The organism is Herbaspirillum sp. UBA812 (assembly GCF_002296545.1).
In the GTDB taxonomy this organism is placed as follows: domain Bacteria; phylum Pseudomonadota; class Gammaproteobacteria; order Burkholderiales; family Burkholderiaceae_D; genus Herbaspirillum; species Herbaspirillum huttiense.
Window position 1 is genome coordinate 1 of record NZ_DBIC01000036.1, and the last position, 18,715, is coordinate 18,715.

Sequence of the window (18,715 nt, forward strand, 5' to 3'; positions counted from 1 at the left end):
GGCGCGCGTTGTCGGCATTCTGCTTGACGGTGGCGGTCAGTTCTTCCATGGCCGAGGCGGTTTCCTCGATGGAGCCGGCCTGTTGCTCGGTGCGGCTCGACAGGTCGAGGTTGCCGCTGGCGATTTCCTGGCTGGCAGTGGCGATGGTGTCGGCCGAGGTCTTGATGTTGGCGATGGTACTCAGCAGCGAATCGCGCATGCTGCGTACTGCGTAAAGCAGGCTGCTCTGGTCGCCCGGTGCGGTTTCGATGTTGGGGGTGAGGTCGCCTTGGGCGATGCGGTTGGCGACCTCGGCCGCCTTGGCCGGATCGCCGCCGATGGTGCGCAGGATGCCGCGGTTGATCACGATCACCAGCGCTACCAGGGCCGCCGCCACCACGGCAAAGAGGATGGCCATCTGCGTCAGGGTGCGCAGGAAGGCGGCGTTGATGTCATCCATGTACGCGCCGGTGGTCAGGTTCCAGTCCCAGGGCTGATAGGCGATCACGAAGGAGGTCTTGGGCAACGGTTCGGCCGCCCCGACCTTGGGCCACAGGTAATTGACGAAGCTGCCGCCGGGCTGGCTGCCGGCCTTGGTGATCTCGACGAACAGGTTCTTGCCGGCCGGATCCTTGAAGTTGGTCAGGTCCTTGCCGTCCAGTTCGGTCTTGATCGGGTGCATGATGATGATCTGCGCCGAGGTGGAAATCGAGAAGTAGCCGTCGGTGCCGTAGCGCAGGCTCTTCACGGCGGCTTTGGCGCGTTTTTGCGCTTCTTCCTTGGTCAGCGCGCCGGATTCGGCCAGCGCGCCATAGCCCTTGACCATGGATAGCGCGGTCTGGCCGATGTTGGTGAGGTCGTTCTTGCGCTCTTCCAGCCGCACATCGCGCACCATGACGGCGCTGAAGATGGATATCGCCAGCAGTGCGATGAGGCTCAAACCGAGTGGCAGCCACAGTTTTTTACTGAAGGACAACTGGCCCATGATGATATCTCCCATTGTGTAGAGGCGCTCGCTGGCATCGTTGTGCCGGGACGATGGCACCTGGCCTGGCGGGCCGGGTACATCGCCTTGCGTGAGCGTGTTGTTGCTAGGTCAAGTAGTGTGCACGGGCGTTTACGGACGAAATGCGCGCGACCTTGTCACTCTACGCCGCTGTCGCTGTGCTGAATGGCGGAACAAGAGGCGCAAGGGCATTCATTTTATGAGTTGGCTTGTGCTGCAACCCTTGTTTTCACTGCCCCACGGCGCGCCTGAGGCTGTACCACAGCTGGCCGACCCACTCGCGCAGGGCGTAGCTGGCCAGCTCCAGGTTGCCGGCGCGCGGCAGGTAGTCGGTCAGGCGCGGGCGCGACCGCCCGGCGAACACGGTCGGTGCGGCCTGCACCTGCAAGCCGGTATACGCAAAGACGCGCATGGCGCGCGGCATGTGGATGCTGTCGGTCACCAGCAGGATGCGTTCGATGCCGTCAGCCTTGAGCATGGCGGCGGAATAGCTGGCGTTCTGGGCGGTGGTATCGGCGCGCGTTTCCTGCCAACGCACCGGCACCCCGAAGTCGCGCTGCAGGTTGCGCGCCATCAGCGCGGCTTCGCTTTCGGGCGAGCCGTCGGGGCTGCCGCCCGTGACCAGGATCGGCAAGCCGGTGCGGCGCGCCAGATAGGCAGCGTATTGCAGTCGCTTCATGCCGATGGCGGTGGAGTCATCGCTGCCGCCGTATTCCGGTGCCTGGTCGATCCGGCCCGATCCCAGGACGACGATGGCTTGCGCATTGCCGGCGCTGGCCAGTGGCGCATATTGCGCTTCCAGTGGCCGGATCACCCACAGGGCCCCGATGCGCGTGCTGAGTACCAGCAGGATCAGGGCCCCCAGCAGCATCAGGGCCAGGCCTGTGCGGGGCGCGCGACGGCGTAGCCAGAACCCGGTCAGGCACATCAGGAAGGGCGAGACGGGCGGCAGCAGCAGGCTGCTGGCAAGGGCGGAGATCAGGACCGGCAAGGACATGGACATGGGCACCAAACAAGGGAGAGCAGCCCGGCATTGTGCGCGATTGCGCCCGCTTGGGCCAGCCTTGCTGGCAGGCCGATTTGCCTCGCCGCAGGGAATCCCCCAGAATGCGGGATCGCAAAGGGAAGGGCGCATGCCCCGGAGAATGCCGTGATACGACTTGTCTTGTTATTGCTGGGTGCCGATTTCATCCGCCGCAACTGGCATGCGCTGGCCGTGGCCGGCCTGGCCTGGGGTGCCGTTGGCGTCTCGCTGATGATCGATGCGCTTGATGGCGTGCTCAATTTCCCGCTGACCCTGTTCGGTTATCTGCTGCTGGTGGAAAGCCTGGTAACGCTGTGGATGGCCAATAGCGGCGTGGGAGCACAGAAGACGCTGCGCTATGCCAAGGGCGGACTGTTCCTGCTCATTGCGGTGCTGGTCATCACCCAGCACCAGGCCAGCAACATGGCGCTGGCCATGCTTTTTGGCATTGCCTTCACCATCGGCGGCTCGCTGCAGATCACTTCGGCGCTGGTGGTGCGCTTTCCGCGCTGGCGCACGGCCATGTTCGGGGGGATCGTGCAGATCCTGCTGGCGATCTTCTTCTTCCAGCCTTACCCGACGCATTACAAGGGCACGGGACCGTATTGCCTGGCGCTGGGCCTGATCTTCGGCGGGTGGAACATGATCTGGCTGGCGCTGCGCAGCCGCATGCTGCCGCAGCAGGCCTCGGCCGATGTGCTGGTTGCGCGCAACAGCGGCGATGACCGCCCGTTCGATGCCGGCTTGCATGACGGTGCGCCGGACCTGCAGGCGCAACTGGGTGCCGGGGCGCCGGCCCCGGCAAAGCCGCCTTCCGGGGCACAGCCCCCACTGACCGTGCACGTGTGGACGCCCGCCGGCAGTGCCAAGGGCCCCGCCCGGCGGCAGCCGCTGATCGACCGCTACATCGCCGCCGTCGACAACCAGGGCGTCATCTCGACCGGCCATGCGGCGCTGGAAATCCTGCCCGAGCTCTACATCAGTCTCTATCCGGCCGAAGAAATCGACCGCTCGCCGGACCAGTTCGCCCGCCTGCTGCGCGCCACGGCCGACAATGACGTCAAGGGCCGCTACCTGACCGACTACCGCAGTGAAGCCGCCGCCTGGTGCGAATCGACCGAGAAGATCGTTTTCCGTGATTACCGCCGCGCCTCGCTGGACCGCTTCTGGCAGCACTACCGCCAGACCGAGATCTACAACCTGACCTATCGCAACTGCTCCAGCACCGTGGCGCATGCGCTGGAGGCCGCGCTGGAAGGCGTCATCGGCGGACGCGACCGGCACTGGTTCAATGCGGTCAGGATGATGTTCACGCCGGAGATCTGGGTCGCCAGCCAGATCCGCAAACGCGCCGTGACCATGGCCTGGACCCCGGGCATGGTGCTGGACTATGCCCGCGCGCTGCGCGCCGTGGTGCATCCGCGTCCGCTGTCCTGGGCCGCATCGCTGCACCTCGCCCTGCGCCAGAGCCGCCGCCTGCGCAAGGCCTGGCGCACCGCGCGCCGCCAGGCCGACGTCAATTCCACTCTTCTCGACAAACCATGACGCTTCCCCTCCCGGTACAGGAACACTGGATCGACGCCGCTGACGGCACCCGGCTGTTTTGCCGCGACTGGCTGCTGCTCGGGGCCACTTCGGCCGTGCAGATGGTGCATGGGCTGGGCGAGCACGGCGGGCGCTATGCCGCGCTGGCGCACTTGTTCAATGCAGCGGGTTGCTCGGTGCGCATCTGCGACCATCGCGGCCATGGCAATTCAGGAGGGCGGCAGGGCAGCCTGATCCAGCCGGATGACCTGCTGCGGGACCTGAAGCAGACCTTAGATGACTTCAGCCGCCGCACCCAGTGTACGCCGCTGCTGTTCGGTCACAGCATGGGCGGGCTGGTGGCGGCGCGGTTTGCCACTGGCGGTTTCAGTCCGGTGCGGGCACTGGCGTTGTCCTCGCCGGCACTGGCGCTGGATCTGTCGGGCTGGCAGCGGCTGCTGCTGAAGGTGTCGTCGGCCATCGCGCCGGGGCTGGCCCTGCCGACCGCCTTGCCGGCCGAGCGAATCTCGCACGATCCGCACGAGGTCCGGGCCTACCGGCAGGACCCGCTCAACCACGGCAAGATTGCGCCGCGCATGCTCAATTTCATGCTCGATGCCATGCACCATGTGGCGCGTGATGCCGCCCAATTCACGCGGCCGGTGCTGTTGCAGGTGGCGGGAGACGATGCCTTCGTCGCCCCGCGCGGCAGCCGGGCCTTCTTCGAGGCGCTGCCGGGCGAGCGCAAGACGCTGCACTGGTATGCCTCGGCCTATCACGAGATCTTCAACGAGGAAGCCGGGCTGCGCGAGCAGGCCATGCACGATTTGCGGGAGTGGCTGGGGCAACTGCCGCCTGCGGAGTAAAAACCGGACAAAGCAGGCGGGATGGAAAGATGAACGCTGAAATCAGCGTGAAGAAGGGTTCAGGATTTAACCTGAAATTACGCATGTAAAGCGCCGTGACGGGCTCCGCCAGGAGCCGATCCGGCGCTTTTGTTCATTCAGGGTTGCCCGCTGGGAACGTTGATGAACTGGCAGCGGCTGTCAAAGCCGACGAAGCCGGGCGCGCAGGCGCAGCCTTGCACGGCCAGCAGCAGGGCGGAGGCGGCGAGGAGAGAGGCAAGTCGCTTCATGCTTCACTTTCGTTGCGTTGGCAAAGCTTGCGAGTGTAATGCGCTGCAGCAGCTTTGCAAGTGAGGCCGCGACCTGACATTTACTTGCAGGCGACTACCAACATTGCACCAGGGAACATCACCCAGATATCAATAATGATGATAATGGTGCAATTTTGCCCCAGAATGGTGCGGATCATGCCACCGATCCGGGCCAAAAGAAAAAGCGGCTTGTCAGCGTTGCAACGCGACAATGACCGCTTTTCAGGACTGCTCCCGGATGCCAGCGGGTCTCCTTGCGGAGACCGGCGATCACCCGGCCAGGTGGTTGCTTACTTGACCGAAATCAGGTAGCGCGCGACCATGGCGCCGATGAGCAGGGTGTACGGGAGGATGTCGGCGACGATGTTCATGGTGAGCTCCGTGAGGAAGAAATTGATCTGTTGCATTGCAATATATTCGCTTCACGGGCGTGCTTCCACTTTTGAATCCCAATACCAGTTATCTGATTTGTGAATAATGTCGCCTTGCATCGTCAGGGCCGTCCGGATTTAAAAAATATTTCCTTTTAAATCAATGGCTTGATAATTCCGTCTGGCCAGAAGCGACCAGCCCCTGTGATACGGTGTGTCGTCCGTACCACAGGGGCTGAAGTGTAAAACTGCGCAATCCGGCGCAATTTGTTGCGTCGGAGGATCAGGCTTACTTGGCCAGTTGCAGGTTCAGGCCGCGCAATTCGCTACTGATCTGTATCTGGTAGCTGCCGCCCTGGGCGACTTGCAGGGTCAGCTTGTCGGTGGTCGGCCCGGCATTGCTGCCCAGGCTGTTGACGCGTTTGACGCTGAAATCGTAGCTGCCGGGCTTGAGCCAGATCGACAAGCGCTCGCCACCGGCGATCTGGGCCAGCACGACATCGTTGATGGCCAGTTCCAGCATGTCATTGTTGAGCAGGCCGGCGGCGCGCGTGAAGCTGATCTGCGACAGGCCGGCGGCCTGTTCGGTCATGCTCTTGATGTAGACGCGGGCGGCGGGGATGTCGCCGCTGGCGGTGCGCTCCACCGGGGTGGTGCAGGCGGTCAGCGCCATGAGGAGGGTGAGGCTGGCAGCGAGGGACTTGATCATGTTCTTCTTCCTTGTGGGCGTGTTCAATGCGGTGCTCAGGAGCGAGAGGCAGACGATAGCACGGCTGGCTGCCCGGTCAGTTGCAGCAGATGTTGTTCGATGGCGAACACGTGGCGGTCTTCGGCGCCCAGGTCGCGCAGGGCCTGGGCCAGCTTGAGCAGGTATTCGCTGTTGCGGCCGCTGGGACCGACCGCACCGGCGATCTGGCGCGCGATCTCCAGTTCGCTGGCCGGGCCGGCGAAGGCTTCATTGTCTTCGGCGGCGATGTAGATCAGGCCTTCTGCTGCCTGGCCGTCCTCGAAGCGCATGGTGGTGGCCAGGCGCAGATAGCCGTTCTTTTCGCGATGATCCAGATGGGCAAAGACTTCTGGCGTGATCAGGTAAGCCATGCCGGCACAGTCGGCGCCTTCTTCAGGCACCAGAGTCACGACCCGGCCCGGTGCCTCGGCGGTGCCGCGGTGATCGTGCGAGCCTTGCCAGAAGCGCCGCGCCCAGCCGGTGATGTGGGCCGGACGGCGTTCCAGATAGGGGAAATCGGCCTTGAAGATGATGGAGCCGTAACCGAACAGCCAGACGCTGGCTTGGTCATCGAAACGGCGCATCTCACGGTTGATGGCGATGGTGTTGACGGACATGGAGACTGAGCGGGGCGACGGCCGGGCGTCGGAAGCTTGTCATTATAGAGGGGAACGGGCAGGCGTTTTTGAGCGAAAACTTTCAGGGATAGTCATCGAATTCTGAACTTTTGCGCATAAAATGCAGCCTGCCGGCCCCCTCTGCTGGCCGCAACGGTCCATGCGGCGGCGCTGTCCGCCTGCCCTTGGGAGGGGAGTGCGGCCACCAGGGGCCTCATCCGAATCTTCAGGGGAATATCATGCGTGTCGTCGTCATGCTGCTGACGCTGGTCGTCGGTGTTGTGCTGGCCGGTTGCGAAAAGACCGACTTTGAAAAGAAATCCGAATCCGATGCCAATGCGCGCCGGATTTTCAATCTCAAGAAGGAGTCGTCCAAGGACTGAACGCGGCGATTTCCCAAAGAAGAACAGCAGGCACGCGGCCTGCTGTTTTCATTTGCGCGCGACGGATGGTTTCAGTGATGCGCGGCGACCGGGCCCTGCGGGGCGCGCAGGGCCTCGGCACATTCATGCACCAGCGCCGGTCCCTGGTAGATCAGGCCGGTGTAGAGCTGCACCAGTGAAGCGCCGGCATCGATCTTGGCGCGCGCATCGGCACCGTTGAAGATGCCGCCCACCCCGATGATGGGCAGGGCGTCGCCGACTTCCGCCTTCAGGCCACGGATCACCTGGTTGGACAGTTCCAGCACCGGCTTGCCCGACAGGCCGCCGGCTTCTTCGCCATGCGGCATGCCTTGCACGGCATCGCGGGTGATGGTGGTGTTGGTGGCGATGACGCCATCGATCTGGTGACGCAGCAGCGCGTCGGCAACATTCTTCACTTGCTCCATATCCATGTCCGGCGCGATCTTGAGCACGACGGGCACGTAGCGCCCGTGGTGATCGGCCAGGCGGCGCTGGGCCGACTTCAGCTGCGACAGCAGGGAATCTAGTTCAGAGGCCCCCTGCAGCTGGCGCAGGTTCTTGGTGTTCGGAGAAGAAATATTCACCGTCACATAGCTGGCGTAGGGGTAAACCTTTTCCAGGCAGGCCACGTAATCCTCGGCGGCGCGCTCGATCGGGGTATCGGCATTCTTGCCGATATTCAGGCCCAGCACGCCCTGACGTTCCTGGTAGAAGCGCGAGGATTGCACATTGGCCACGAAGGCATCCACCCCGCCATTGTTGAAGCCCATGCGGTTGATCACTGCGTTGGCGGCCGGCAGCCGGAACATGCGCGGCAGCGGATTGCCCGGCTGGGCGCGCGGCGTGACCGTACCGACCTCGATGAATCCGAAGCCCAGTGCGGCCAGGCCGTCGATGTAGGCACCGTCCTTGTCCAGGCCGGCGGCCATGCCGACCGGATTGGGGAAGGTGATGCCCATGACGGTACGCGGATCGGCGGCCGGCTTTTTGGTGACGAAGTCCGTCAGGCTGTAGCGCGCGGCACAGCGCAGGGCAGGCAGCACCAGATGGTGCGCGGTTTCAGGTTCCAGAGAAAACAGCAGCGGACGCGCGAGCGCGTAGAGGAATTTGTCGGACACGATGGGACGATCAGTAAAGAAGGGGCCAAAAAACTGCCGCTATTCTAACGCGTGCCACCGCCCATTCCCTGCCTCGGCGGCGTAGTTGCCCCCAATTTGATCCCGCTACCCCTGTTTTTGCAGACGTTGCGCCACAGAGGTGAAGCTTGCTTCAGCCTTCCAGCAGGCTCCATTCCCCTTCATGGAGGGCTTCCAGCGGCTGGTAGTTGGTTTTGTAGGCCATTTTCTGGCTTTCCTTGATCCAGTAGCCGAGGTAGACGTAGGGCATTTCCAGCTGGCGCGCCTGTTCGATCTGCCACAGGATATTGTAGGTGCCGAAGGACGCTGCCGGCAGGTCGGGATCGAAGAAGGTGTAGACCGAGGACAGGCCGTCATTGAGTACGTCGATGATGCTGACCATGCGCAGGGTGCCGTCAGGTTCGCGGAATTCCACCAGGCGGGTATTGACCTTGCTCTGCAGCAGGAACTGCGCGTACTGATCGCGGCTGTCCTGATCCATGCCGCCGCCGGCGTGGCGGGCGCACTGGTAGCGCAGGTAGAGCTCGTAGTGTTCGTGGGCGTAGGTCAGGTTGGTGACCAGGGTTTGCAGGCCGCGATTGCGTTCCCAGGCGCGGCGCTGGCTGCGGTTGCGTTCGAAGTCGGCTACCCGGATGCGTACCGGGGTGCAGGCATTGCAGCCGTCGCAATAGGGGCGGTAGGTAAAGATGCCGCTGCGGCGGAAGCCGGTCTTGACCAGTTCCGAGTACACATCTGCATTGATGAGGTGCGAGGGGGTGGCCACTTGCGAGCGGGCCTGCTGGTCATCGAGATAGCTGCATGGGTAGGGCGCGGTTGCATAGAACTGCAACGTGGAGAACGGCAAGTCTTTGAGATGCGTCATGTGCGTCCTGTCCTGTCTTGCGGGAGGCCGGCGGCGAGGTCTCTGCTGCCCCGTGCGGTCCCTGGAGTCAGGTTCCAATTTACACCATTTTGATGGCCGCAGTGAAGAACCGCGCCAGGCTCAGTCGCGTCGGGCCGACGGGATGCCGTGCTCCAGCAGGTTCAGCGGCTCCCAGCCCCGGATCTGCGGCCACTGGATGGCTGCGCGCAGGTGGCGCAGGAAGTCGCTGCGGGGAATCGGGCGTGCGCCCAGCGAGGCCAGGTGTGAGGTTTCCTGTTGGCAGTCGATCATGTCCACGCCGTGGCTGCGCAGGAAAAACACCAGGTGCGCCAGCGCCACCTTGGAGGCGTCGCTCACGCGGGCGAACATGGATTCGCCGTAGAACATGCGTCCGATGGAGACGCCATAGGCCCCGCCGACCAGTTCGCCGTTGAGCCAGACTTCGGAGGAGTGGGCGTAGCCGGCGCGATGCAGGCCGGTGTAGCCGGCCATGATCTCGGGCGAGATCCAGGTGCCCTGTTCATGGCGGCGCGGTCCGGCGCAGCCTTGCATGACCTGTTCGAAGACGGTATCGAAGGTGACTTGCCAGAGGCCGTCGCCGTGGCGGCTGCGTTCGATGCGGCGCAGGGTCTTTTTGAGGCTGTCGGAGACGACGAAGTGATCGGTGCGCAGGACCATGCGCGGGTCGGTACTCCACCAGAGAATGGGCTGGCCTTCGGAGAACCAGGGGAAGATGCCGTGGCGATAGGCTTCCAGCAGCCGTTGCGGCGACAGGTCAGCGCCGGCCGCCAGCAGCCCGGCCGGGTCGGCCAGGGCGCGGGAGACATCGGGGAAGGGCGTATCGAGGTCCAGCCAGGCGATCATCCGCGTGCTCCTGCGGATCAGATCATGCGGCGGCGGATGTCTTCGGTGTGCAGCGTGAAGCTGCCTTCACCGCTGCGCACGTTCTTGAGATCGGCAAAGAAGGCGCGCAGGGTGAATTCCACCGTGGGGAAGGCGATGTCCTGCCAGGGGATCTGGTCTTCTGTATAGAGGGCCACTTCGAGGCTTTCGACACCGGCCTGGTAGTCGAGGTCGAGCAGGGTGGCGCGGTAGAAGAGGTGGACCTGGTGTACGTGGGGCACGTTGACCAGGGAGAACAGTTCGTGCAGTTGGATGTGTGCGCCGGCTTCCTCTTCGGTTTCGCGGCGGGCGGCGTCTTCGGTGGTTTCGGCGTTTTCCATGAAGCCGGCCGGCAGGGTCCAGTAACCGAGGCGCGGCTCGATGGCGCGCTTGCAGAGCAGGACCTTGGTTTGGCCATCCTGATCCCAGACGGGGATGGAGCCGACCACCAGCTTTGGATTCTGATAATGGATTGCACCGCAGTTGCCGCACACATGGCGCAGCCGCGTGTCATCGGGAGGGATCTGCAGGGAGACTGTGTGGCCGCACTCGGAACAGAATTTCATAGAGGCTCGGAAGGTGTCTGTCTATATATATAGTAGGGAAGTGCCCTTGGTGCATTTTCCTGCTGCGGCGACAGGGCGTTGGGACGCTGGTCTGGACGGCTGCGGGAAGCTGTAATGCGGTTAGGAGTGTATCACTGTAAAAAGATTGCAGAAAATGTTTGCATTCCGATTTTACCTGCCCTATAATTGTTTTCTTCAGACGCGGGGTGGAGCAGTCTGGCAGCTCGTCGGGCTCATAACCCGAAGGTCGTAGGTTCAAATCCTGCCCCCGCAACCAAATGCACTAAGGCGCAAGCCTTGCAGATAAAGGCCTCTAACGTTACCGCGTTAGAGGCCTTTTGCTTTTGCGTGACTCTGCAAAAAACGGCCTGCGTGACTTTTGCGTGACCTTGTTCAGCCGTTGACCACGCGCAAGATCGTCATCCTCTTCCGCTTGAGCTCGACCTTGTTGGCCTGGTCGACCAGGCGTTCCACCGTTCCAGTCGCGTAGTGCTCGGGCATGCTCTTGTTGGCGTGGCCCAGCAATAGCGCCCGGTCTTCTTCGGAGACGCCGGCGGCGCGCAGGCGGGTGCCATACGTGTGCCGCAGGTCATGTACGCGCACTTGCGGCAATTTCGCCCGCTCGCGCGCCTGGTTCCAGCCGTTGTTTCCCATCTCCACGATCCGCCCGCCCCGATAGGGGAAAACGTACTTGGCATCCTTCCCGCGCTGGCCATTGATGACGCTCTGTGCAGTGTCGTTGAGGGGCACCACGTGGGCCGCTGGTGCGGGTCGGCTGCAGTTCGATGCCGGATGGACGGACATTGCGCAGTCCTTCATGGCCATCCGCAAGATTCTCATGCCCAGCGGGCGGGCCGTGACCTATGACGCCGGCCGTTCGCAGGAGACCGGCCATGCCGACCTGGCCTGGTCGGTCATGCATGCGCTGGACTATGAGCCCTTCGAGGGCAGCACGGCCAGCAATACTTCATTCATGGAGATCACCTGATGAAACATCATTCCCGCCGCCGCCGGGCGGCATCCGGTTTTTCGGATTTTTCTTCACCTGCCTTGCCGGAAAGGCCGCCCGGAGCCGCATCCGGAGTGGAGGTGTTCACTTTTGGGGACCCTATGCCGGTACTCGAGGGGCGTGACATGCTCAGCGACATCGAGTGCTATCGCAATGGCGACTGGTACGAGCCGCCCTTGAGCATGAGCGGCCTGGCGCGTTCGCTCAATGCCAGCGTGCATCACGCCAGTGCCATCTGGTGCAAGGTCAATATTCTGGCGTCGACCTTTGAGCCTTCGGCGCTGCTGTCGCGGGCGGATTTCACGCGGCTGGCGCTGGATTTTCTGTTGTTCGGGAATTGCTATGCGGAGCGGCGGGAGAGCGTGACCGGCAAGCTGCTGGCGATCAAGCCGGCGTTGGCCAAGTATGTGCGCGTGGGTGTGAAGCCGGGGCAGTATTACTTCGTGGATGGATGGCGCGCGCCGCATGCGTTTGCGGCGGATTCAGTGTGGCATCTGCAGGCACCGGACATCAACCAGGAGATCTATGGCGTGCCGCAGTACGTGAGCGCGCTGCAGTCGGCCTGGCTCAATGAATCGGCCACGCTGTTCCGCCGGCGGTATTACCTCAATGGATCGCATGCGGGGTTCATCCTGTACATGACGGATACCGTGAGCAACGTGGCCGACGTGGACAAGCTGCGCGAGGCCATGCGCAACAGCAAGGGGCCGGGGAATTTTCGGAATCTGTTTCTCTATGCGCCTGGGGGGAAGAAGGACGGGGTGCAGATTCTGCCGGTGGCGGAGATCGCGGCCAAGGATGAATTCTTCAATATCAAGAACTGCACGCGGGATGATGTGCTGGCCGCGCATAGGGTGCCGCCGCAGTTGCTGGGGACCATGCCCAATAACACCGGAGGGTTCGGGGATGTGACGAAGGCGGCTGCTGTGTTTGGCTGCAATGAGATTGAGCCGTTGCAGGGGCAGTTTCTTTGTTTGAATGAGTGGGCCAGCCAAAAGGTGGTCCGCTTCCGTCCCTATCAACTTCCTGCCAATGAGGGAAAACAACCATGAGCGATCACGCCGGCAACGCGGACGGCAGAATCAATCGAACCATCGCAGCTGGTCTCGCCGCCGCACGAAGAGCGCCAGGATAGCAAGTCGCTGCGCTGGAAAATTCACGGAGATTCAGGACTGGCAGCAGTCGACTCCAAAGTAGACACAGGAATTTACTGGTCGTGCTTCGCCAAGAAGTCGTCAATCTCTTGATCGGCAGCTGCCCATTTGGGACCACGCGCTTCATACATGCTCACAAGCCCAAGTAGTTCTATCAGACTTTCGGCCTGAAAACTCATGCCGTCTTTCTCGGCGTGCCAGCCGTCATTTCCGGGTGCGGTAACGATGTAAGCCTTTTGGCTGAGGACGAGGTAGGCCGGGACTTCCACGTTTGCAGCCGCGCACAGTAAAGGTTGGGCTTGAGCCATACATATACTCCAATAAGTCCGAGGTCTGGTTGTCTGAAGGTCACCTACGTCCGCTGCTGGCCGATAGCGGACTACCTATCGCTGACAATATCTGTCAAATCGTAGTAGAAGGCTGGATACGCATCATGAGAGGCGTAATAACAAACGAACTCAGCCTTCGTTTCCCTTGAACTGCGCTTCTTGCTCATCATTTCCAGCAACTCGACTACGCTGTCCGTTTCGAGAAAATAAACATAGCCTTCTTGCTTGACGTGCGCAGGAATCCCCCCGTTACTTTCCATCTGTACTATCACAGCCTCACTACTTTGATGAAATGGTTCACGAGCACATACGACTGAATTTTCCGGCATCTGTGCCGAGAGGAAGATCGCATCAACAAGCTTCATTGGGAATGATAGAAAAAGACATATGGTAGGTAAGTAGCATCCGGTAATGGCCGATTGCGGACATCTTAGCTCAAAGAACAATGGGGGAGCTGAACGTGGACTTCTCGCCGAACTGATTGTCCATGTTCGCTGAAATGCACCGTTCATTGCCTGCCGTCGCCACTCTGCTTGAAAAACCTCTCCCGCGAAGTCTCCAGCAAAGGCGTCCCCGCCTGCACGCACAGCCAGGCCTGCGCGAACTCGACCACCCCGCGTTCGGTCTGCCGTCGCTCGATCCCCTTGATGACCATGCGCGACGCCTTGATGGCATCCACCTGTACATCCACCAGCTCCATGATGACTTCGCCGCTGTCACGCTGCAGCCGGGCCCCTTTAGTCGGCCGGCGGCGATCGCCATCCTCGAAGACGCCCACGCGCAGCTCCCCGATATTGCGCGCCTCATCGCCCAGCAGCTCGCGGGCAATCTCCACGCCGTTGCGGCGCATCTGATAAACGATCACTTGCATGCTCACCTCACGCGCGGCAGCGCCTTCCAGTCGGTTGTGTAATGCGGCGTCACGTGCTCGAAGCGCGCCGCCCAGCGGTGCGGGCCGGCGGCGCTGGCCAGGCGCACGGTGTCGCGTCCGAAACGCTGGTTGATGCTGTCGAAGGCGGCCATGAGCGGCGCCGACGACATCGCCGACATGCCGCTGCCAAAGAGCGTGCCCTGGCGCGCCTGGCCCTCGGCCAGATCCATCAGCATGATGCCGGCCTTCTTGTAGAGGAACTCGGGCCGGTAGATCCGGCGCAGACCCCACATCGCCGCCTTGACGATCACCCGCAGATCATCGGTCGGCTCGGGCAGGGGCACGGTGCGGCCGTTGTTGTATTGCGGCTCGTCCAGCTTGAAGCGGTCGGTCTCCACGAAGACATGCACGGCACCGCAGGTGGAGCCCTGCGCGCGCAGTTTCTCGGCGGCGCGGGCGGCGTAGGTGCTCACCGATTCCTCGATCTCGCGCAGGCCCGACACGCGCTCGCCATAGGAGCGCGATGAGACGATCTGCTGGCGCGGCGGTGCCACGTCCTCCAGGGCGAGGCAGGAGACGCCGCGCAGCTCGGCGCAGGTGCGCTCCATCACCACGCCGAAGTGCTGGCGGATAGCCTTCAGGGGCGCGTTGCGCAGTTCCTGCGCGGAGTGGATGCCCAGGCGCGCGATCTGCTCGGTGATGCGTCGGCCCACTCCCCAGACATCGCCGACTTCAATCTTCCCCAGCAACTGGTCGACCTCGGCGGGCGGCAGGCTGGACAGGTCGCACACGCCGGCGAACTGCGGCTGCTTCTTTGCGATGTGGTTGGCCAGCTTGGCCAGCGTCTTGGTGGCGCCGATACCGACGCAGACGGGCACGCCGACCCAGTTCAGGACCTGGTGGCGGATGGCCTGGCCCATGCCGCTCATGCTTGGCCAGAGGCCGGCCAGGCCGTCCAGGGCGAGGAAGCTCTCATCGATGGAGTAGACCTCCAGGCGCGGGCTGTACTGGCGCAGCACGTCGGTGACGCGGTTGCTCATGTCCGCATAGAGGGTGTAGTTGGAGGACAGGGCCACGATGCCGTGCTGGCGGGCCAGATCCTGCATCATGAACCAGGGAGCGGCCATCTTGATGCCCAGCGCCTTGGCCTCGTTGGAGCGCGCCACAGCGCAGCCGTCGTTGTTGGACAGCACCACCACGGGGTGACCGATCAGAGCCGGATCCAGGCTCTGTTCGCAGGAGGCATAGAAGTTGTTTCCATCGATCAGGGCCGTGGCCTGAGGCATGGCGATGTCGCTTCAGAGCGGATGGATCACGTGGATGGCGACACCCCAGATCTGCACTTCGCCGCAGCGGTGAAGCTCCAGTGGCGGATAGTCCGGATGGGCGGCTTCCAGGCGCAACCGGCCGCGATGACGCATCAGGCGTTTGAGGGTGAAGGCACCGTCGAGCACAGCCACAACCACCTGGCCCGGGCGCGGGTCGAGGCTGCGATCGACCACCAGAAGATCGCCGTCGTGGATGCCGGCGTCGGTCATCGATTCGCCGCTCACATGCAGGAAAAAGGTGCTGGTGGGATGCCGGATCAGCTGTTCATTGAGGTCGATCCCCACGTCGACGTAGTCATCGGCGGGGGACGGGAAGCCAGCGGCGACCCGTTCCCCGGCCAGGGGCAGCGTGAGCCGACTGCGCTTGGGCTGCAGGGGAAGCGGTCTGTGTTGGAGCTCCACGGCAGCAGCGACAACTGACTAAATAGTACGCATGTACTGCTCGCTGTGGGGAGGATCCGGTGAGGATGGTGGCCTTCGACATCTGGTGTTGGCTGACTCCCCTTACCTCGTGGCCATGGCGCTGATCGATCAGCAGGGCCGGCGCGCCCTGCCCCTGGGGGGACGGTCTCAGAAAGAGGTGGCTCCGCAGGGTGAGGCCCCGGAGGCGTTGGGCCATGCACTGGTGCTGGAGCTGTTGCTGCGGGTGTGGCAGCGCAGTGATCAGGGTGTGCTGCAGCGTGCGGCTGGAGCCGACAGCCTGCTGCTGGTGGAGCTGCCGATGGAACGGCTGCCGGAGGACGTGCCCAGGCTCAAGGCGGACTGGTTGAACACGGGGGATACGGCCGCGTTCAAAGCGGCATTGCAGGCTTTCTCCCCGCGGGCCTGGACGGTTTCGATCGAAAAATTCAAGCCGGTGGCTCTGCAGCCGTTGTGGTGAGGGGCGCTTGCTCCCAGATGTTCACGGCCACGGAATAGCGCTCGCCTTCGAACGGGTTGATCCGGTGCAGGATGCCTGGGGAGAACAGCACCAGACGGTTCACCACCGGTGGGATCGAGATCACCGAGCGGAATGTGGGTAACGGCCCCTGGTATCCGTTCTCGATCGGAGGGCTGTCGGCCACCAGCAGTTCGCCGCCAGCGCAGCTCACGTGGGGGTAAAACACGGTGGACAGCAACGGAAGCAGGAAACGGCCGCTGCGTCGACCTTCCAGCTCGTCCTTGTCGATGTGCCAGTCGAGATCGTTGTTGGTGTTGCACCACCACTCGACTCCGGCCCGCTGGGGTGCGAACGGTGTTGCCAGAGGGAGCAGGGCCTCGTCGAGGTAGTGATCGACGACGGCTTGCTGAGCGGCTGCGTGAATCGAGCGGGGAGAACCGGTTTCGGGTCGCCAGCTGAATTGAGCATCACCGTCGTGTTCCTCCTTGAGTCGCCCGTGGATGTCACAGAGGTCGCGTAGGTCCTGAAGGGCGCTGGCGGGCAGAAGGTTGTCGATGATGTGCAGCATGGTCGTGGCTGAGAGATCAGCGGCCATCGCCGAACCCTAGGCACGGTGATAAGGGCTGCCTTGAACAATCGCCTGGGCTCGGAACAGTTGTTCCACGAGCATCAGCCGCGCCAGTTCGTGGGGGAAGGTCATCGGTGAAAGGCTCAGGCGCCATTTGGCCTGTGCCTTGAGCTCAGCCGTCAGACCGTCGGCCCCACCGATCACGAAGGCCAGCCGTTGGTTGCCGAATTGCTCGAGACGTCGCGCGAAGGGAACCGACGCCAAGGTGTCGCCCTGTTCCATCAGTGCAATCAGGGTTTCGTCGGGTCGCAGGGCCGCTCTGATGGCATCAGCTTCCTTGTCTGGATTGCTGTCGCGCAGTTCGCTGATGGTCAACCCAGGCAGGCGTTTGAGGTAGAGGTCAATGCCGTCCTGAATCCAGCCACGACGCACTTTGCCCACCGCAAGAATCCGGCAACGGGCCGGGTTCAAACGTCGTCTCCCTCATCCTCGAGCAGCAGCTGCCCGAAAGCCACGTAGAGGCTTTCCTCCTCGCTGCCCGGGTTCACCTTCGGCCGTTTCGGCTGGGTGTTTTTTCCCGGTCCGGGCTGGCTGCGCGCTGGTGCGGCAAGGGCTGGGGTGGTGTCGTTGTTGTTGAACGGCGATGGTTGAGCCGATGGTTTGCGTTGGGCCTCCAACTGTTTGAGGCGGTCCATGAGGTGCTCAGGAACGGTGCCGTCCTGGCTGGCCTTCATCAGTTCCCGGAAGAGCTCCTCGGGGTTCTTCTCCGTTTCAACGCGATGGCGCACCTGGCTGGCTTTGGGAGCTGACGCAGGCTTCTCCGGTTCCGGCAGGCGCGCGGGGAGTTGACGCCCCAACTCACGCAGGCGCTCGAGGCTGCGGGGATCAAAACTCATGGTTCAGGCGCAACCGAGACTTTCACGGGTGCTGCGGCCCGTGACGGAATTCGTTCCGTCGGCAACGGCGCAGAGGCTTTTGAGTTGGTCCCCGCGCATGGGAACGTCGGTGAAGTCGGCCCCCGTGATCAACACATCGCTGAAGCGGGTGTTGAAGGCAAAAGCCCCCTCCAGCACGGCATCCTCAAGGTTGGTGCCTGTCATCACAGCGGCGTCCAGGGTGGCTTCGCGCAGGTCGGTGCCGCTGAGGTCGGCATCCTGCAGCTTGGCGCCGTAGAGGCTGGCTCCCCGCAGATCAGACCCGGACAGGTTGGCTTCGCGCAGGTTGCTGAGGTTGAAGGTGGCCCCTCGCAGGTCCTTGTTGGAATAGTCGGCACCGATCAGCACCTGTTTGGCCACATCCATCGCGGCGTGGGCCGGAGCCGGCATCAGCCACTGGCATGTGAACACCACCAGAGAGATCAGTACGGCCGTGAAGCGTCTGCCCATGATCGGAACCATCACCGCCGAACCCTAGAACCGTTCCAGGGGGGAATGGTTTGAACCAAGACGTGAGGGTTCAAGCCGGTGGGGTCTCAATGCAGCGGTGGCTGGGCGGAGCAGCAGGCCTTGCAGCAGCTGGAAGCGCAGGGATGGCGGTTGCTGGACCGCAACTGGCACTGCCGCTGGGGCGAGCTCGATCTGGTGCTGGAGCGGCAGCAGCAGCTTCTGGTGGTGGAGGTGAAGGGCCGTCGCACGGGGCATCGGGACCGCCATGGCCTTGATGCCTTTCATTCCGCCAAACGGCGCCGCATGGCCCGCGCGATCAGTTGCTGGAGAGCTGTGCATCCGGCATCCGCTGAGCAGCTGCTCCGGGTCAAGCTGGCCCTCGTTCCCTTGATGACGTCCCGCCGAACGATTCGCTGGATTGATGTGGAGCGGCTGTGCTGATGCACAGTTGACCCATGGGTTTCTCCGGACATCACGCCCGCAAGCGTTTCGGTCAGCACTGGTTGCGGGACGAATCCGTGCTGCAACGAATCATCGAGGCTGCTGACCTGCAGTCCACCGATCGGGTGCTGGAGGTGGGGCCCGGTCGCGGGGCATTAACCGAGCGTCTGCTGGCCGCGGGGCTGAAGGCGGTGCATGCGATTGAGCTCGACCGCGATCTGGTGGATGGTCTTCAGGAACGTTTTGAGGCTCAGCCTGGGTTCAGCCTCCATCAGGGCGATGTTCTCGAAGCCCCACTGGAATTGAGTGATGGCCGCATCGCCGACAAGGTGGTGGCCAACATTCCGTACAACATCACTGGCCCACTGCTGGAGCGGTTGGTGGGCCGACTGGACCGGCCGGTGGATCCGCCCTACCAACGGCTTGTGTTGCTGGTGCAGAAGGAAGTCGCGGAGCGGATTCGTGCCCGACCCGGCCACAGCAGTTTCAGCGCCCT

26 protein-coding genes, 1 tRNA gene and 1 pseudogene are annotated in these 18,715 nt (G+C 62.9%); 9 read left to right on the forward strand and 19 right to left on the reverse strand.

Going from position 1 to position 18,715, the window contains the following annotated elements; genetic code table 11:
- On the reverse strand, nt 1–964 hold a 964-nt coding region (locus B3873_RS02055), incomplete at its 3' end, for a cache domain-containing protein (RefSeq protein ID WP_286863790.1).
- Between the two features lie 250 nt (nt 965–1,214).
- Nucleotides 1,215–1,988, reverse strand: a complete 774-nt coding sequence (locus B3873_RS02060; protein WP_414651518.1) for a YdcF family protein — start codon at nt 1,986–1,988, stop codon at nt 1,215–1,217.
- Nucleotides 1,989–2,135: 147 nt separating this feature from the next.
- Here B3873_RS02060 and B3873_RS02065 point away from each other — a divergent pair, with 147 nt between their 5' ends.
- Both B3873_RS02065 and B3873_RS02070 read left to right on the forward strand, forming a co-directional pair.
- Entirely contained in the window at nt 2,136–3,554 is a 1,419-nt protein-coding gene (locus tag B3873_RS02065; protein WP_286863791.1) for an HdeD family acid-resistance protein, read from the forward strand.
- Nucleotides 3,551–4,399, forward strand: coding sequence for an alpha/beta hydrolase (locus tag B3873_RS02070; RefSeq protein WP_286863792.1), 849 nt, complete (start codon nt 3,551–3,553; stop codon nt 4,397–4,399). The genes B3873_RS02065 and B3873_RS02070 overlap by 4 nt, the downstream gene beginning before the upstream one ends.
- A gap of 137 nt (nt 4,400–4,536) precedes the next feature.
- Here the strand turns inward: B3873_RS02070 and B3873_RS02075 are convergent, their stop codons facing one another.
- From B3873_RS02075 to B3873_RS02085, 3 genes are all read right to left on the reverse strand, one after another.
- The gene (locus B3873_RS02075) at nt 4,537–4,668 is read right to left on the reverse strand and encodes a hypothetical protein (RefSeq protein WP_256497413.1); all 132 of its coding nucleotides are present in this window, start codon (nt 4,666–4,668) and stop codon (nt 4,537–4,539) included.
- Between the two features lie 681 nt (nt 4,669–5,349).
- The gene (locus B3873_RS02080; RefSeq protein ID WP_286863794.1) at nt 5,350–5,769 is read right to left on the reverse strand and encodes an NAD-GH domain containing protein; all 420 of its coding nucleotides are present in this window, start codon (nt 5,767–5,769) and stop codon (nt 5,350–5,352) included.
- Between the two features lie 35 nt (nt 5,770–5,804).
- Nucleotides 5,805–6,404: a gamma-glutamylcyclotransferase gene (locus B3873_RS02085; RefSeq protein WP_286863796.1), complete on the reverse strand. Its 600-nt coding sequence runs from the start codon at nt 6,402–6,404 to the stop codon at nt 5,805–5,807.
- Nucleotides 6,405–6,643: 239 nt separating this feature from the next.
- Here B3873_RS02085 and B3873_RS02090 point away from each other — a divergent pair, with 239 nt between their 5' ends.
- On the forward strand, nt 6,644–6,787 hold the full coding sequence (locus B3873_RS02090; protein ID WP_157845704.1) for a hypothetical protein: 144 nt from the start codon (nt 6,644–6,646) through the stop codon (nt 6,785–6,787).
- A gap of 71 nt (nt 6,788–6,858) precedes the next feature.
- On the opposite strand, the gene B3873_RS02095 is transcribed toward B3873_RS02090, so the two are convergent.
- From B3873_RS02095 to B3873_RS02110, 4 genes are all read right to left on the reverse strand, one after another.
- Nucleotides 6,859–7,926, reverse strand: a complete 1,068-nt coding sequence (locus B3873_RS02095) for a quinone-dependent dihydroorotate dehydrogenase (RefSeq protein ID WP_286863799.1) — start codon at nt 7,924–7,926, stop codon at nt 6,859–6,861.
- Between the two features lie 151 nt (nt 7,927–8,077).
- Nucleotides 8,078–8,806, reverse strand: coding sequence for an arginyltransferase (locus tag B3873_RS02100; protein WP_034341208.1), 729 nt, complete (start codon nt 8,804–8,806; stop codon nt 8,078–8,080).
- A gap of 120 nt (nt 8,807–8,926) precedes the next feature.
- Complete coding sequence (gene aat / locus B3873_RS02105) at nt 8,927–9,670, reverse strand: leucyl/phenylalanyl-tRNA--protein transferase (protein ID WP_134222922.1); 744 nt, start codon at nt 9,668–9,670, stop codon at nt 8,927–8,929.
- A 17-nt stretch (nt 9,671–9,687) separates the two neighbouring features.
- Complete coding sequence (locus B3873_RS02110; RefSeq protein WP_039784810.1) at nt 9,688–10,254, reverse strand: NUDIX hydrolase; 567 nt, start codon at nt 10,252–10,254, stop codon at nt 9,688–9,690.
- Nucleotides 10,255–10,454: 200 nt separating this feature from the next.
- Between B3873_RS02110 and B3873_RS02115 the strand changes: the two genes are divergently transcribed.
- Nucleotides 10,455–10,531 (forward strand) — tRNA-Met (locus B3873_RS02115).
- A 116-nt stretch (nt 10,532–10,647) separates the two neighbouring features.
- Here the strand turns inward: B3873_RS02115 and B3873_RS02120 are convergent.
- On the reverse strand, nt 10,648–11,094 hold the full coding sequence (locus tag B3873_RS02120; protein ID WP_349676436.1) for a tyrosine-type recombinase/integrase: 447 nt from the start codon (nt 11,092–11,094) through the stop codon (nt 10,648–10,650).
- Here B3873_RS02120 and B3873_RS02125 point away from each other — a divergent pair.
- Both B3873_RS02125 and B3873_RS02130 read left to right on the forward strand, forming a co-directional pair.
- Nucleotides 11,024–11,242 (forward strand): annotated as a pseudogene (locus B3873_RS02125) (terminase); the annotation flags it as partial. The gene B3873_RS02120 and the pseudogene B3873_RS02125 overlap by 71 nt on opposite strands.
- Complete coding sequence (locus tag B3873_RS02130; RefSeq protein WP_286863801.1) at nt 11,242–12,315, forward strand: phage portal protein; 1,074 nt, start codon at nt 11,242–11,244, stop codon at nt 12,313–12,315. The pseudogene B3873_RS02125 and the gene B3873_RS02130, both read left to right, overlap by 1 nt.
- 155 nt (nt 12,316–12,470) lie before the next feature.
- Here the strand turns inward: B3873_RS02130 and B3873_RS02135 are convergent, their stop codons facing one another.
- The 5 genes from B3873_RS02135 to B3873_RS02155 all read right to left on the reverse strand — a co-directional run bounded on the left by B3873_RS02135 (nt 12,471) and on the right by B3873_RS02155 (nt 15,347).
- The gene (locus tag B3873_RS02135) at nt 12,471–12,725 is read right to left on the reverse strand and encodes a hypothetical protein (RefSeq protein WP_286863802.1); all 255 of its coding nucleotides are present in this window, start codon (nt 12,723–12,725) and stop codon (nt 12,471–12,473) included.
- 71 nt (nt 12,726–12,796) lie between these two features.
- Complete coding sequence (locus B3873_RS02140) at nt 12,797–13,111, reverse strand: hypothetical protein (RefSeq protein ID WP_286863803.1); 315 nt, start codon at nt 13,109–13,111, stop codon at nt 12,797–12,799.
- A 143-nt stretch (nt 13,112–13,254) separates the two neighbouring features.
- Nucleotides 13,255–13,617 (reverse strand): hypothetical protein, encoded by a 363-nt coding sequence (locus B3873_RS02145; protein WP_286863804.1) that lies wholly within the window; start codon nt 13,615–13,617, stop codon nt 13,255–13,257.
- Nucleotides 13,618–13,619: 2 nt separating this feature from the next.
- Complete coding sequence (locus B3873_RS02150) at nt 13,620–14,903, reverse strand: Y-family DNA polymerase (RefSeq protein ID WP_286863807.1); 1,284 nt, start codon at nt 14,901–14,903, stop codon at nt 13,620–13,622.
- A 12-nt stretch (nt 14,904–14,915) separates the two neighbouring features.
- Nucleotides 14,916–15,347 carry a LexA family protein gene (locus tag B3873_RS02155; RefSeq protein ID WP_006850817.1) on the reverse strand — a complete coding sequence of 144 codons (432 nt, stop codon included), beginning with the start codon at nt 15,345–15,347 and terminating at the stop codon, nt 14,916–14,918.
- A 31-nt stretch (nt 15,348–15,378) separates the two neighbouring features.
- Here B3873_RS02155 and B3873_RS02160 point away from each other — a divergent pair, with 31 nt between their 5' ends.
- On the forward strand, nt 15,379–15,825 hold the full coding sequence (locus tag B3873_RS02160) for a hypothetical protein (protein ID WP_115008929.1): 447 nt from the start codon (nt 15,379–15,381) through the stop codon (nt 15,823–15,825).
- Here B3873_RS02160 and B3873_RS02165 read toward each other — a convergent pair.
- From B3873_RS02165 to B3873_RS02180, 4 genes are read right to left on the reverse strand one after another with little or no spacing between them, the layout of a single operon-like run.
- On the reverse strand, nt 15,794–16,393 hold the full coding sequence (locus B3873_RS02165; protein WP_286863812.1) for a 2OG-Fe(II) oxygenase: 600 nt from the start codon (nt 16,391–16,393) through the stop codon (nt 15,794–15,796). The genes B3873_RS02160 and B3873_RS02165 overlap by 32 nt on opposite strands.
- Before the next feature lie 36 nt (nt 16,394–16,429).
- Nucleotides 16,430–16,864, reverse strand: coding sequence for a 23S rRNA (pseudouridine(1915)-N(3))-methyltransferase RlmH (locus tag B3873_RS02170; protein ID WP_115082171.1), 435 nt, complete (start codon nt 16,862–16,864; stop codon nt 16,430–16,432).
- Nucleotides 16,861–17,289 carry a hypothetical protein gene (locus B3873_RS02175; protein WP_186542214.1) on the reverse strand — a complete coding sequence of 143 codons (429 nt, stop codon included), beginning with the start codon at nt 17,287–17,289 and terminating at the stop codon, nt 16,861–16,863. Before B3873_RS02175 ends, B3873_RS02170 begins: the two co-directional genes overlap by 4 nt.
- A gap of 3 nt (nt 17,290–17,292) precedes the next feature.
- Nucleotides 17,293–17,790: a pentapeptide repeat-containing protein gene (locus B3873_RS02180; protein WP_286863816.1), complete on the reverse strand. Its 498-nt coding sequence runs from the start codon at nt 17,788–17,790 to the stop codon at nt 17,293–17,295.
- 66 nt (nt 17,791–17,856) lie between these two features.
- Here B3873_RS02180 and B3873_RS02185 point away from each other — a divergent pair, with 66 nt between their 5' ends.
- Nucleotides 17,857–18,219: a YraN family protein gene (locus tag B3873_RS02185; RefSeq protein ID WP_286863814.1), complete on the forward strand. Its 363-nt coding sequence runs from the start codon at nt 17,857–17,859 to the stop codon at nt 18,217–18,219.
- Nucleotides 18,220–18,233: 14 nt separating this feature from the next.
- Nucleotides 18,234–18,715 (forward strand): ribosomal RNA small subunit methyltransferase A (locus B3873_RS02190; protein ID WP_286863815.1); only part of this gene is annotated, 482 nt, incomplete at its 3' end.